General features: G+C 61.8%; 10 protein-coding genes and 1 pseudogene. 7 read left to right on the forward strand and 4 right to left on the reverse strand.

All coding sequences use genetic code 11. From position 1 onward, the window contains the following. Positions 1–148: 148 nt before the first annotated feature. From V5B39_RS10025 to V5B39_RS10040, 4 genes and pseudogenes are all read right to left on the reverse strand, one after another. Positions 149–3,208 (reverse strand): annotated as a pseudogene (locus tag V5B39_RS10025) (DEAD/DEAH box helicase); the annotation flags it as partial. Between the two features lie 842 nt (positions 3,209–4,050). Then, positions 4,051–6,423 (reverse strand): site-specific DNA-methyltransferase, encoded by a 2,373-nt coding sequence (locus V5B39_RS10030; RefSeq protein ID WP_332342751.1) that lies wholly within the window; start codon positions 6,421–6,423, stop codon positions 4,051–4,053. A gap of 231 nt (positions 6,424–6,654) precedes the next feature. Continuing rightward, a complete protein-coding gene (locus V5B39_RS10035) occupies positions 6,655–7,839 on the reverse strand; it encodes a lipocalin family protein (RefSeq protein ID WP_332342752.1) in 1,185 nt (394 codons plus the stop codon). Positions 7,840–8,081: 242 nt separating this feature from the next. Continuing rightward, positions 8,082–8,333 carry an acyl carrier protein gene (locus V5B39_RS10040; RefSeq protein ID WP_332342753.1) on the reverse strand — a complete coding sequence of 84 codons (252 nt, stop codon included), beginning with the start codon at positions 8,331–8,333 and terminating at the stop codon, positions 8,082–8,084. Between the two features lie 174 nt (positions 8,334–8,507). Here V5B39_RS10040 and V5B39_RS10045 point away from each other — a divergent pair, with 174 nt between their 5' ends. The 7 genes from V5B39_RS10045 to rpmG all read left to right on the forward strand — a co-directional run bounded on the left by V5B39_RS10045 (position 8,508) and on the right by rpmG (position 14,047). Further along, on the forward strand, positions 8,508–8,960 hold the full coding sequence (locus tag V5B39_RS10045) for a hypothetical protein (protein ID WP_332342754.1): 453 nt from the start codon (positions 8,508–8,510) through the stop codon (positions 8,958–8,960). Between the two features lie 194 nt (positions 8,961–9,154). After that, entirely contained in the window at positions 9,155–10,027 is an 873-nt protein-coding gene (locus V5B39_RS10050; protein ID WP_332342755.1) for a Tll0287-like domain-containing protein, read from the forward strand. Positions 10,028–10,045: 18 nt separating this feature from the next. Then, positions 10,046–11,434 (forward strand): serine/threonine-protein kinase, encoded by a 1,389-nt coding sequence (locus V5B39_RS10055; RefSeq protein WP_332342756.1) that lies wholly within the window; start codon positions 10,046–10,048, stop codon positions 11,432–11,434. 328 nt (positions 11,435–11,762) lie between these two features. Beyond that, the gene (locus V5B39_RS10060; protein WP_332342757.1) at positions 11,763–12,122 is read left to right on the forward strand and encodes an STAS/SEC14 domain-containing protein; all 360 of its coding nucleotides are present in this window, start codon (positions 11,763–11,765) and stop codon (positions 12,120–12,122) included. Continuing rightward, on the forward strand, positions 12,119–12,976 hold the full coding sequence (locus V5B39_RS10065; RefSeq protein WP_332342758.1) for a sulfurtransferase: 858 nt from the start codon (positions 12,119–12,121) through the stop codon (positions 12,974–12,976). The genes V5B39_RS10060 and V5B39_RS10065 overlap by 4 nt, the downstream gene beginning before the upstream one ends. Before the next feature lie 667 nt (positions 12,977–13,643). Then, positions 13,644–13,877: a 50S ribosomal protein L28 gene (gene rpmB, locus V5B39_RS10070; RefSeq protein WP_332342760.1), complete on the forward strand. Its 234-nt coding sequence runs from the start codon at positions 13,644–13,646 to the stop codon at positions 13,875–13,877. A 14-nt stretch (positions 13,878–13,891) separates the two neighbouring features. Beyond that, positions 13,892–14,047: a 50S ribosomal protein L33 gene (rpmG, locus tag V5B39_RS10075; RefSeq protein WP_034928807.1), complete on the forward strand. Its 156-nt coding sequence runs from the start codon at positions 13,892–13,894 to the stop codon at positions 14,045–14,047. The last annotated feature ends 267 nt before the right edge of the window (positions 14,048–14,314 follow it).

Consider the following 14,314-nt stretch of genomic DNA (forward strand, 5'->3'; position numbering starts at 1 on the left):
ATCGTTAGTCGGCCCGCCTCGTTTCGAGGAGTCCCTTGAGTGCCCGAGCGAAATCAGCCCGCGTCCCGCCGAAGGAGCGCTCCACTTCGCCCTCCGCCTGCGCCGGCAACTCAGCAGCGACGGCACGGACGTGTTTACTGCGCACCGCGATCAGTTGGGTCAGGGCTTGAGCCAGGTGTTGCGGTTCCCGGCACACCAGAAAGTCCCATTCACCAAGCCGGCCCCAATGATTCACCGCCGCCACCCAGCGCTTCGCCGCCTGATGCTTGGCGTCCGTGTCCTCATGCGGCTTGCCCTTGATTTCAAGCACCACCTGGAGCGAGTTGGTCAGCCGAACGATGAAGTCCGGTTCATAGACTTGCGGGTTGCCGTAAAGCTCATAGGGAATGTTGAACTCCAGTCGGTCATTGCGCGCGTAGCAGAAAACGATTCCCTCTTTCGCCAGCTTCTCAAGCTGAAAGGTTGCCGCCTGCTCCCATGAGTTGGTATCACAGGCTACGAAGTTGAGATGGCTTGCCCCCGTGATCTGCACCGGCTTCACGGTTTTGAAGCGAACCCGCTCGGTGCTGTCGATCGGCTTGTAGCGATTCAGTCTCGGCAGCAATGCCGCCTCGCCCTGGCTGTCGTCCGGGGTGATCGCGGCAATCAGCAGCCCGATGATCCGCTGCGCATAGGTCTGCAAACCCACCTCGCACGGATGCAGCCCGTTGAAGTCCACCCGCTCGCCAATATAGCGCTGCACGATCTGCAGTACCTGCGGGAACAGCGCGCTTCGACTTTCGCGTCGCAGACGTTCCTTGCCCGGATGCGCCGCTTCGGTGAGCGCACGCACGATCTCGCGGGCGATCTCGAACTCGATTGTCTGCGGATGGATCGAGTCGTAATAGGCTTGCCGGTCAACCAGCTCGAAACCGAATCCGCCGTGCGCACTCGGGTGGCCGACCTGATAGCCAACCTGCGGGCGGACAAAAGCCGCTACAGGCACGCGCCAGGCATCCAGAGCAGTGCGCTCGATGTTGCCCACATCGGCGGTCACGCGATTGCGTTTCAGTGCGACGACATAGCCCTCGACCACTGGAAAGCGAATCTCGAAGGCCTTCCGCTCGGGCAGCGCCAGCACCTCGTGCTTCGGTTGGTCATCGGGTGGCACACTGCTGTCCGGCTCGCGCCCCTTGAACGGGATCAGCGAGAAGGGAATGCCGAAAATGTCCACGTATTCGGCCGTCAGCAGTCCGGTTTTCGGGTCTGGCGTGTAATCCATCCGGCGCAAGCCGCGCCCCACCACCTGCTCACAAAGCAACTGACTGTGAAACGCTCGCAGGCCGAGGATGTGCGTCACGTTATTCGCGTCCCAGCCTTCGTTGAGCATATTCACGCTGACGACGCAGCGGATGTGCTCGCCCGCTTCGCCCAGTCGGCCCACCGTCGAGACCAGCTTCCTCAGTTCCTCCGCCGCTTCCTTCTTGGTCGCATTCGGGTCTTCGCTTTCGGCAGCGGCGAGCAGATTGGAGTCAATGCGCAGCGTGACTTCCGCGCCTGCTCGATTCCAGAGTTCGGGGAAGCCCGGCAAGCCGGTTCCATAGTGTTTCCGAGCCTTGGGTTTTCTCCTGCGCTGCTGCGGCGCGCCCTGTTCGCCATCTTCACCTTCGTCTTCATCGGGCACATCCGCCTCGATGAGTTCTTCGCCGGAAATCGCCCGGTGCAACTCCTTGGCGATATCGGTATTGTCGCAAACAACGATCATCACCGGCGGCGTTCGGTCGTAGCCTGGTGCCGATGCGGTGACCTGTTCGAGTTTCTGCTTCCACTGGCCCGCCAGAGTCAGTAGAGCGGGCTGTGCCTTGCGGTAGACGACGGACGGCTTTGGCTTGCCGCCGGTGAGTTTCTCCCCGGCCTTGAGGTCACGAGTGATGTGCTCCCACAGCTTGAAATAGATCGGATCGGGCCGACCCGTGTTATCCATCGCCGGCAGTCGGGGAATCTTCGTGATGCCGCTCTCGATCGCATCGACCAGCGAGAAATCGCTGACGATCCACGGAAACGGCGAGCCTTCCGGGTAGCCGCTGCCCTGGATGTAGAATGGCGTCGCCGACAGATCGACGCAGAGGCCGATGCCGCAGGCGGCGTTGATCTTGTCCAGCCCGCTGACCCACACCGTGGCCTCTTCGCGATCCGCCTTTTCGTCGGCGGTCAGCTTCACCTCGGCGCCGACGGGGGCCGGCCGGTAAGCATGGTGGCCTTCGTCATTGAGCACCAGCAGCGGCTCGTCGTCCCACAGGTCGCCCAGCCGGTTGCGCGCAAACGCCTCGGCGCTCTCTACCCCGAGCTGGACAATCGGCGAACCGCCCACCTTCTGCACTTCGGCCTCGGGTGCCAGCCAATGCCAGTTGGTCACCAAGACCTTGCCCTTTGCCAGTTCGGGACGCAGCGACGACGGCACGAGGTCGAACTGCTCGAAGTAGTTGTGCGGATCACCCGGCCGCAGCACGTTCAGTCGCTCCCTGATCGTCAGGTTCGGGCAGAGAACCAGCGCACGCCGCGAAAAGCGCGGATCGCCCGGCTTGGTGCCACGATTGCAGAACGCCCACGCGATGAGCATCGCCATCACCACCGTTTTGCCGCTGCCGGTCGCCATCTTGCAGGCGTAGCGGGGGATCGCCCTGGCGCCGGCCTCGTTCGGAATGTCGGCCAGCTTCGGATGCTGCGCCACCTTCGCCTTCCAGTCCTGCGGGCGGGGATTGAGCCCCTGGCTGAGTGTCTGGAACTCGTTCAGTGTCAGCTTCGGCGTCCAGCGCGGTTTCTTGCCAAGCGCCAGAATCTCCTGCAAGTAGATGATCGTTTCCACCGCCTCGACCTGACAGAAGAACAGCCGTCGCCCGCGGTCTTCGCGCGACCAATGGCGCAACAGTTTCTTCGTTGTCTCGCTCGCGTTTTCCCAGTTACTGCTCCGCCAGCGTCGCACGTCGTCGCGTAGCGCATTCACCAAGGGCAGATCGTCGCGTTCCTCTTCCGCCAGGAACGACATCTGTTGCTGAGCACTGCCCGTTCGTTCGCTCTTGAACCAGTAACTTGCCGGGCGTCGCCCCGGTGTCTTCGTTGGCACGCCGGTCGTCGTGTCGTACAGCCAGTGCTGGTCCGGCTCCCGGTACGGCGAGCAGAGGATCGGATTCTCGACCGGCTGAATCGGTATCGGCAGTGGCTGTGCCATGGGTCTAGTAGCGCTCCGAGAACTGCAGCACGCGCATGCCCTCGTTACCGCGCGGATCGATGACCTTCACCGCCACGCGCCAGGTTTCGCCCTTGCCCAGCCGCGCCGGTCGGGGAAAAGGCAGGCTCTTGAGCCCACTCAAGGCCGCGAAGGCCTCTTCCTTGATCACCCCGGCGTTGCCGAGGGCCCTGGCCAGTTTCGCCCACTTGCTCTTGTCCGGGAAGAACGCCTGGCAGATGCAGAACGTCCGTCCGTCGTAATCGGTATCGAGGAACCACGCGGCGATGCGCGCCTTGTCGGTGGGAAAAAGCGTGTTGCTTACCGGGTCATAGACGTCCATACCCTCGACCTCGATGGTGAATTCGCCGGCAGCCTGCGGCGTCGGGCCTTTGACCCGCGGTGCGCTGAAGACGGTGAAAAGCTGGCTGCCGGGCTGGCTTTTCAGCAGATCCCCCATCGCCACGTCGGGACGGATCAGCGCCATGTGCAGGCGCAGCTTCGGATGGCTGCCGCTCTCGATGGCGTCCTGCGCGGCGGCGTCGAAGCCGAAACCGGCGAAGACCACGTCGTCGTAGCCTTTGCGGTTGGCGTCACGAATCACGTCTTCCACCTGCATCGCCGACACGCTGCCGATTTCCGGGCCGACACTCACCGCCACGCGGCGTTCCTTCTGGTCGCCGTTGATCCATTCGCCTTCGGCGTGCAGCAGCGCCGCACCCGTCAGCGGATCGAGCCGGCCGAACTTCATGTTCCGGTTGCCGGCGAAATCGACGCCGCTGGCCTTGAGCAGGCGAATGATCCTGTCCAGGTGCGCCTCGGCGTTGCTCACCGCCGCGGCGCCGTCAAAGGCATCCAGCTCGTCCGGCGCGCCGCCGATCGGCGTGTCGGGACCGTCTTCCACCGCGATGACCCCCTCCATCGAGAACGGGCCGCTCACGCGCACCACGCCCTTGGCCGGCTCGGGTTTGTCCACCAGTTCTTCCATTTCGGCGTTGGCGGCGATACAGGCGTTCACCTCGTCCATCTTCGCCCGCCAGGCGGCGCGGTAGGCGGCAAGCGCTTCCTGCAGCGCGGGCGGCCAGTCCGGGTCGGTGTCGAAGGGCACTTCCCATTCCTTCCAGCCGCCTTTCGGAATCGTGGTGCGATAAGCCTCGGCCTGCTTCGGTGGTCAGGCCCTTGAGGGGCGAACGCGCCGGGAACGAGCGGATCAAGGCAGCCTGCGTCTCCGGCACCAACCAACGGCGCATGTCGGCATCGGTGACAGCGTTGGCACCGGATTGGCGATGCTTGGCGATCAGTTTGTCGACCAGCTTTCCTTTCAACGCGGCGTCCACCCCGGTGAGCGCGTCGTTCAGTGTCGCCAGCTTCTCGGCAAGAATCGGCTCGTGGCGGGCGAAGATGGGATCGAGCGAGGTATTGCGGGCGATACTTTTCAGCGTGATATGCGGCACCGTCTTGCAGGCAAAGGTGGCCTTGTCAGGAACCTGGCCTGTCGGGTCGGTGAGCCAGGTTCCATTCGGATTGCGCGCCACGTCCTCCGCGCTCAACGGTCGCAGTTGGTGGTAATCGAACTTCGCTGTCAATAGCCGGTGCTTGGCCAGCGCCAGCGCCACGCGGCTGGAATCGCAGGTGATCCAGCGCCGGCCCCACTGCTCGGCCACATACGCCGTGGTACCGCTGCCGCAGGTCGGATCGAGCACCAGGTCGCCGGGGTCAGTGGTCATGAGCAGGCAGCGGGCGATGATTTCGGGGTTAGTCTGGACGACATAAACTGGATCGCTCGCGCCGCCGAGGCCATCCCACCAGTTCGTTAGAATCTTGAAAGGAAAATCGTTTAGGAACCGCTTGCCATCTAGCGAGCTCGCTGCGGCGCAGAGTCGGTCTGCTTCGCGGAGGCGTTCCATCGGCGTAAGCTCGGGTCCCTGCTTGGTGCTGCGGAAAGACCAGCAGCGACCGCTAGGCGGCTTGAATCCATTACCTTCCAACAGAATCTCGTCCATCTGCGTCGCCCGAATTCCCCCGTTCGTGATTGGCCACGCCCGGAAAATCCGGGCGGTAGGATGATCTTTGAACAACTGCTTTGGCGACCGTCTGTAGTCGTGCGGCTGCCCGTCGGCATTTGGAGTAGCATTGATTGGAAACTGAGCACCATCGGGAAACTGGACGGTGCGGAATTCCGTCAACGTTTCCTCATCAACCTCTCGCTCTACGAAGATCTCCCTGAATTTCACCTTCTCTGAGTCACGCGGCGATTTCCCATACCAAAGCAGATAGTCGTTCACCGGGTCCATCATCCCGCTTTTCTGTGCCCCTTTCTTTTTCACCAAGAACGTGATGATTTGCCTGTCCTCTCCAAACACCTCATCCATCACGCACCGCACCCGATGCAGATTCTCATCGCTGATCTGCACGAAGATGCTGCCGGAATCGGCGAGGAGTTCGCGGGCCATCGCCAGGCGGTCGCGCAGGTAGGCGAGGTACGAGTGGATGCCGAGCGTCCAGGTGTCGCGGTACGCCTTGACCATTTCCGGTTCGCGGGTGAGGTCCTGTTCACGGTCCTTCACGTCACGCTGGCCGAGCTGCGGCTGGAAGTTCGAGGCGAACTTGATGCCGTAGGGCGGGTCGAGATAGATCATCTGCACCTTGCCCGCGAGGTCTTCGCGCCGGGCGAGGCTGGCCATGACCTGCAGCGAATCGCCGAGGATCATGCGGTTCGCCCAGTCCACGTCGTGCTGATAGAACTGCACGGCTTTCGCATAGTCGTGCTGCGGATCGGCAAAGAGATCGCGCTCGACATCCTCGCGTGCCAGCACGCGCAGGATGGCCTGCGTGGAGATGCGCTCGTGCATGTGCAGGGCGACCGGCTCGACCTCGAACCACGGCTTCTCGCGCTTGCCGCTCCATTCCAGCCACGGCTCGTGCCGGCGCAGCGCGTCCGCGAGCACCTGCGCCTCGTCCGCCGAAAGCGCCCGCTGCCGGGCAATCGCCAGCAACTCGGGCAGCTTGTCCGCCGCTGCGGCGTCCGTCGCCGAGCGCAGCATCGGCGGCAGGTGCGGGTTGTATTCGTAGCGGAGCTTGGGCGCTTGCTGAACGACGCCCTGCGCTTCCAGCCCGGCTGGCGGAATGTTCTTGCGCTTGGCGGGATACTTGAGGGAAGCAATGGAATCGCCCGCATGTGCCGGCGCAGCAGCGTCAGTCTCTCTCTTGTTCAGCATGGTGCGGACCTCGCCATCGTTAGATCTCGCAGGATACGCTTGCTGAGAAAAGCCGTCACGCTCGACCCGGCACTGGGGGGCGAATGAAAGTGTTGGTCGAGGTCACTGGTTCGATGGAGAGGCGTTGACATCGGTGATCGCCCCCGCGAGGGGGAGGGGAGCCTATCGGGACCTCCCGACACTTTCATTCACACCCCATGTCTTCCGGGCAGCCAGCCGGCATCTGCCGGCTTACCGGCTGGTCGCCGTTTGCTGGACTGACGGATGGTAGCCGCTCAGCTCCATGAAGCCGACGCCGTGATGCGAGCCACTCAACTTGACCGCCCCTTCCCAGTAGACGTTCAGCGTCGTCGTCCGGGCGTCGAACTCACTGGCGCGGATCACCGGGTCGACTTTCAGTTTGAGTCCCTGGGCGGGTACTGTGATCGTCCAGTGGACCGGATATATGACCCCTCCTAAAGAGGGGCTTTTCCAGGTGCCGCGGGAGGTCGCCTCGAAGTCGGATGCGCCGAGCGCGCTGACTTTGCCATCCTTGCTATAGGTTCCCATGCGCAGTACTGGCTCGCCCTGGCGATCAAAAAGTTCGAAAATCATCAGGTCGGCACCATCCGTCAGTTGCAGCGCGAACCAGTTCCAGCGCAGCTTCGCCGCTTCGAAATCACCCCACTGATGATCGAACCAGACTTCGCCATGCACCTTCCTGGCCGTGCCGCCAATGGTCAGGGTTCCCTGTGCAGCCATGCGTGGGCGCGAAGTGTAATAACTCTTGCCGGCGGCACCGAAATCCAGCAGGCCGGCAACCGGCGTACCCGGTGCCTGGTGCAGGAGTGGTGGGCGGCTGTCATTGAGCTGCAGATCGATCGCAAAATCCTTGCCGGCCATCTTCGCTGCATGTTGCGCGCCATCGCCCTGCAATTGCCAGCTACCGAACTGGAAAGCAAATCCGTCACGGCGACCGTCTGATGGGTTGCCTGCGGTGCGTGCCTGCTCGGTATACAGCTTCTCGGTCTGATGGTCGAGTAGTGATCCGTGGAATACGGTGTGGGTGAGAGTCCCTTTGCGCAGGAAGGAGGCGATATGAAACGAATAACGTTCGCCTGAGTCGGTCTGCAGGTGGCCACTGTAGTACCACCATTCGGTGAGCATTTCATGTGCAGCATCGTCGGCGGGTAGCTTCACCGGCGGCATCGTGGCGGACACAAGGGTCGCCGGCTGCTCGGTCGCCCCACCGGCACTTGCCGCCAGAGGTATCCTGTCGGAGCGGGTGAAGAAAACCCAGCCGACCGCCGCCATCATGATCAACCAGCCGGCAATGACCAGCCAGCGATAACGCCTGAACCAGCGCGACGAACCGGGACGGGCCTTGCCACGGCGGTGTTGCCGAATTCCAGACGAGCGATTCGTTTCAGTGCTCATGCGAACGGCCATGACTTTCCCAGGCACTCCCGATCATGAACGGCATGATCATTTCCATCTCCTCCGACATCTCCCCTGCGAGTGGGGAGTTGAGATTCGTGAGTCGCTGACGCGACTTTCACATGCACAGATCCTGTCGTCGGTGTTCGACCGGTATGTGTGGCGTCTGTATCGCCCCCGATCTTTCCGCCAATACTCGCCGGCGAGAGGAGGCCAGTGGCAACGGCCTGGTGGGTGAATGCTCAGTCGGCCAGTTTTCCCTCAACGAAGTCGATCAGCGTCGCCAGCGAAGCGAACACCGATCCGTCGATTTCGTCGTCTTCGACCGTAAACCCGAAACGTTCTTCGAGCGTGGTAATCAGGGAAACCACCGCCATCGAATCAAGTTCAGGAATTGCGCCGAGCAAGGGGGTGTCGAGTGCGAACTCACTCGCTCGGCCCTTGAGGCTCAGGACCTCGTCAAGAACGGCGACCACTTCGTTTTTAATGTCCATACAAGCTCCTGTCAGGGGATTTTCCCGCTTGCCGCCCGCTTGGCAAGAAAGGCTGATAATTTAACGTGAAAGTCGCGTCAGCGACTCACGAATCTCCCCTCCTCCTCGCGGGGGCGGGGCCGGGGGAGAGGGAAACGGTCATGACTTCCATGATCGGGGGTGCCTGGAAAAGTCATGACCGTTAGCGGCGATTATACCGGTCGAAAGAGGGCACTTTGTGCAATAGGTCACGTCGTTACCGCGACCAGGTCGATCCAGCCCTGCACGACAACGCTCCAGGGGTTCATAATAGAACGCTCGATGAACGCCTCTTCAACCCACTTGATTCCCGATCGGGCGCAGACGCTTGCGGTCCTCCGGCTCTTGCGGCAGCGTCGGCCCATGCTGATGCTGACGGGTGACGACGATGGCTATGGCAGCCGTTGGTTGCTCGATGGTCAACAGATTCAGCCGGTGATCGCCAAGTACCTGATGAATGCTGGCTTTATCGCCGATACCGGGGTGACCGAATTGGGGGCCCGAAAACTCGCCTTGACCGAGTCCGGCACTCGGCTTCTGGAGAACGGCCTGCTCTGGTGGAAGAGCCTTGGCTTCCTTCAACGCTTGAGAATCATGATCCTCGGTTGATGGAAACAGGAGCCTCCCAGTAGCGGGAGGCTCGCGCCAAGGAAGCCTGTTTGACCCGGTTCTGCTCACGGGTCGGGGCATCGCCGGCAGGCGCCCAGAAAAAAATCCATGAATTGACCACAGTTGATGGGGGAACATATACTCTGGCGCTGCCATTGCGTTTTTCATCCCCATCCTTGCTAGGGACCGTGCTCATGGGTCTGCGACTGAAATTCAACCTGGTGCTCCTGCTGGTCTTTGGCGCCGGCATGGGCATGTCGGCGTATGTTTCGCACCGCCTGCTCGACGAGAACGCCAAGCAGGAGACGCTGCGCAATGCCGGCTTGATGATGGAGTCCGCGCTCTCGATGCGCAGCTACACGGTCAGGCAGGTGAAACCGCTTCTCGATTCCCAGTTGGAACAGACTTTCCTGCCACAGACGGTGCCTGCTTATGCTGCCACAGAGGTATTCAGCAACCTGGCCGTCAAGTATCCGGATTTCACCTACAAGGAGGCGACGCTCAATCCTACTAACCCGCGCGATCGCGCGGTGGAATGGGAAAGTGATCTGGTGCAGAAATTTCGCGCCGACGGCAGTGCCAGAGAGCTTGCCGGCGAGCGAGAAACACCGACCGGCCGCATGCTCTACCTGGCGCGGCCGATTACCATCACCGACCCGGCGTGCCTGGTCTGCCACAGTGTTCCCGACGCCGCACCGGAATCGATGATCAGAATCTACGGCCCGAATAACGGCTTCGGCTGGAAACACCTGGAGACGGTGGGCGCACAGGTGGTTTCAGTGCCGATGTCCGTGCCGCTGGCCAATGCGCGGCGCACCTTCAACAGCTTCATGCTCTCGCTCGGCGGCATCTTCCTGGCGACTTTCGTGGTCCTCAACATCATGTTGTCGATGCTCATCATCCGACCCATCTCGAGCATGTCGGCAGCCGCCGACAGGATTTCCACCGGCGACTTTTCGGTACCGGAATTCCCGTCGCACACCGGGGATGAGATCGACGTTCTGGCGAACTCCTTCAACCGCATGCGCCGCAGCCTGCAAAAGGCGATCAAGCTGATCGAGAGCTGAGAGCGGAGCGACCACGCCATGCCCCTCCCTGAATTCATCGGCAAGTACGAGATCCGCCGCGAACTTGGCAAGGGTGCGATGGGCGCAGTTTACGAAGGTTTCGACCCGGTCATCAAACGTCCGGTGGCGATCAAGACGATTCTCACCGAGTACCTGGCCAACGTTGAATCGGATGCCGCAGTGGCACGCTTCAAGCAGGAGGCGCAGGCCGGAGGAAGACTGCAGCATCCAGGCATTGTCGGTGTATACGAATACGGAGAGGACGAAACAGGGGCATTTATCGTCATGGAGTACGTGCAGGGAAAGTTGTTGCGCCAGTGCATGCGTGAGCGCGGTTGCTTCGATCCGATCGACGTTTTCGAGGTGATGAAGCAACTGTTCGCAGCACTCGACTATTCGCACCAGCACGACGTCATCCATCGTGACATCAAGCCGACCAACGTCATGGTACTGGGCGGGATGAAGATCAAGATCATGGACTTCGGGATCGCCAAGATCGAAAGCTCGTCGCTCACGCAGGTGGGCACCGTGATCGGTACGCCGACGCACATCTCTCCCGAGCAATTGCTGGGTTTGCCTGCAGACCACCGTGCCGATCTATGGTCGGCCGGGGTCATCCTCTACGAAATGCTGACCGGGCATGGGCCATTTCTCGCCGAGACGCCGGTCGCGGTGATGCACAAGGTCATGAACGTCGAGCCGGTCCCCCCGTCGGCAATCGTACCTTCGCTGCCACCGGTTTTCGACACCCTGCTGGCGCGCGCGCTGGCGAAGAAACCTGACAAACGGTTCCAGAGCGCACGCGAATTCAACAATGCGTTATTGGCAGCCTTCATCCGGAGCAAGCCGGTGCCCAAGCCCTCTGGCAGCAACACCGACGGCCTGCCGCCCGAACCGGTCGCCGGTGGCGCCAGGAGTGGCAGCGCCGGCACGCGCTCCACGGGCGCATCAACGCCTCTGCCGCTGCCCCAGGAAACACTGGAAGAAATCGAGTCTTCGCTGATCAGGTCGATCGGTCCGGTCGCCAAACACCTGGTGCGCAAGGGGATGATCGAGGCCAGGAGTATCGAGGAATTCTGCGCCACGCTCGCCGAAAACGTTCCCGAAGGCGTTGAACGTGCCGATTTCCTGAAGCGTATCGAGCGATTGAAAAAGGCCGCTTCCGCATCGCTGCCGTCCAGGTCGCCCAAACCACCCGAACCGACATCGGCAACATCGGTGGTTTTCGATCCTGCGACACTTGCCGCGGTCGAGAAACGCCTCGCGCAGTACGTTGGACCGCTCGCTCGAGTGCTTGTCAAGCGGGCAACCAACGATTCAGGCAACGTCCAGGAACTCTACCGAAAGCTCGCCGAGCATATCGACTCCGAACCCGAGCGTGCGGCCTTTCTCCATGGTTTGGCCTGACCGGTCGGTTGCACGGACTCGCCGGGCGGGACTGGTGCTAACGGTCATGACTTTTTCAGGCACCCCCGATCATGAAAGTCATAACCGTTTTCCTCCCTTGCCGGGCGCATTCCGGCTTGCACGCCGGAATCGTTCGATGGGCGCGGAGCAGTGCTCCGCGAAACCCCGCCTTCGTTCCACGGCCCGCGCGGCATCGCGGGCCGGCTGCGGCGGCGCGGAGCAGTGCTCCGCGAAACCCCGCCTTCGCCCCCGCGAGGGGGAGGGAAGATTCATGAGTCGCATGCGCGACTTTCACATTAAACTGACGCATCGCAAAATGGAGTCTGCCATGATTGTCATCGAACAACAGCCGAAGCGGGTCGAAGTCACGGTGTATGCGGAATTCACGCTTGCCGACTACAAGGAGTTCGAGAATGCCGTCAATTTCGCGATCCAGTTCGAGGGGCCGGTCGACCTGTGGTTCGATCTGCGCGAAATGGCCGACTTCACGCTCGACGTGGCCTGGGAAGATATCGTCTTTGCGCGTGCGCACGCCAACGATTTTAGCCGTATTGCCGTCCTGACGCATAGCCAGTGGGTAGCATGGAGCGCCTGGTTGTCACAGATTTTCGTTGATGCCGAGATGCGCGTCTTCGATGAGGAAGTCGAGGCACGTACCTGGCTGGGTGAAGAAGAGGGACTGGCGTGAGCTATACGACGCTGGTCAGCAGCGCAGTCCTTGCCGATCATCTCATCGACCCCGGCTGGCGTGTCTTCGATTGCCGTCATCAGTTGAGCGATCCGGCTGCGGGCCGTCGGGCCTACGCGCATGCTCATCTGCCGGGCGCCTTCTTCCTGCATCTCGATCAGGATCTGTCGGGACCGATGAATGGTCGCAACGGCCGTCATCCCTTGCCCGATCCGCGCCTGCTTGTCGACAAGCTGGGCGCTGCGGGCGTCGCCATGGACACGCAGGTGGTCGCCTATGACGACGCCGGCGGCGCCTTTGCCTGCCGGCTGTGGTGGTTGCTGCGCTGGCTTGGCCATGATCGCGTCGCGGTTCTCGACGGTGGCATCGATCGCTGGCGGGCAGAGGGACGGCCGCTGGCCACCGATTCGCCGTGTTCGCCGCCGGGGGGGCTGGAAGTCGATCTGCGTGACGACTTGCTGGCCAGCAGCGACGCAGTACTCGCCCGTCTTGGGCAAAGCGGTTTCTGCCTGATCGATGCGCGCTCTCCTGACCGTTTTCGTGGCGAGAATGAAACCCTCGATCCGGTCGGCGGGCATATTCCAGGCGCGCGCAACCGCTTCTTCCGCGACAATCTCGACGCCGACGGCTGCTTTCGCCCGGCCGGTGAACTGCGTCGCGAGTTTCTGGCCCTGCTGGCCGATCGTTCGCCGGCGCAGGCGGTGATGTCTTGCGGTTCCGGCGTCACCGCCTGTCACAACCTGCTGGCGATGGAAGTCGCCGGATTGCCGGGCGCGCGCCTCTATGCCGGCTCGTGGAGCGAATGGTGCAGTGACCCGGCGCGGCCGGTGGCCTGCCAGGCTTCCGCAATCTAACGGTCATGACTTTTCCAGGCACCCCCGATCATGAAAGTCATGACCGTTTCCCTTCCTTGCACGCCGGAATCGTTCGATGGGCGCAGAGCAGGCTCTGCAAATTCCCCCTCTCACCCCTCGGCCCCTTCCACGGCCCGCGCGGCATCGCGGGCCGGCTACGGCGGCACGGAGCAGTGCTCCGCGAAACCCCGCCTGCGCCCCCGCGAGGGGGAGGGAGATTCGTGAGTCGCTGACGCGACTGTCACATTAATTGAAGCCTTTTCGCTCCTTGCACCCTTGTCATGACTGGGTTTCAGATGGGAGCAGAAATTGCTGACCCCAGTTTCGGGCCTGTTTTCCGCCCGTCAGCGGTCGTTTATTCACTGGCCATGAACTTTCACCCCACTCCACGTCGCAGACAGGCAAAGTGCAGAACCCAGTCTTTCAGGGGTGCGAAGCCGATCGAGACACGCTGAAGTCCCGTTGCACGGCGGCTTACGTCGGGAGTATGTGCCCAGGCGCCGAGACCTGCCGTGCCGCAGGCGATGTCCATCCCGGCGCCTATGGGCGGATCGTTCGCATCCAGATTACCGAGCAGAATCCCACGGGCAGAAAATTGCTTGAAATCGACCGCCTGCATGGGCTAGAATCGCGGGCTTTCTTCCCAAAAATCAATTGGAGCAACATCATGGCGCGTGTTTGCCAGGTTACGGGCAAGGGCCCGATGGCAGGGAACCATGTTTCCCATGCCAACAATAGAACGAAGCGCCGCTTCCTTCCGAACTTACAGTATCGCCGTTTCTGGATTGAGAGCGAGAACCGCTGGCTGCGCTTGCGCGTATCGAACGCCGGTTTGCGCACGATTGACAAGAATGGCATCGACGTCGTGCTCGCCGACTTGCGTGCCCGCGGCGAGATCTGACAAGGAGAGCAGCCATGCGTGACAAGATCAAGCTTGAGTCGACCGCCGGTACCGGCCACTTTTACACCACGACCAAGAACAAGCGCACGATGCCCGGCAAGATGGAGATCAAGAAATACGATCCCAAAGCCCGCAAGCACGTGATCTACAAGGAAATCAAGCTGCGTTAAGCGGTTCTGTGGGGCGGTTATGGCGGAAAAGTCATGACCGTTGTTAATGTGAAAGTCGCGTCAGCGACTCACGAATCTCCCATCCCCACTCGCGGGGGAGGGCCGGGGGAGAGGGAAACGGTCATGACTTTCATGATCGGGGTAATCATTCACTCCCCCTACACGGTTGCCGGGATGGCGGGGATGGCGGGGAGCTGCAAGCCTTTGCGAGCGGCTGCGATGACGGTGCCGAGGTACTGCCAGGCGGATGCTCCGCGACGGCGACAG

This window comes from Accumulibacter sp. (assembly GCF_036625275.1).
GTDB lineage: Bacteria > Pseudomonadota > Gammaproteobacteria > Burkholderiales > Rhodocyclaceae > Accumulibacter.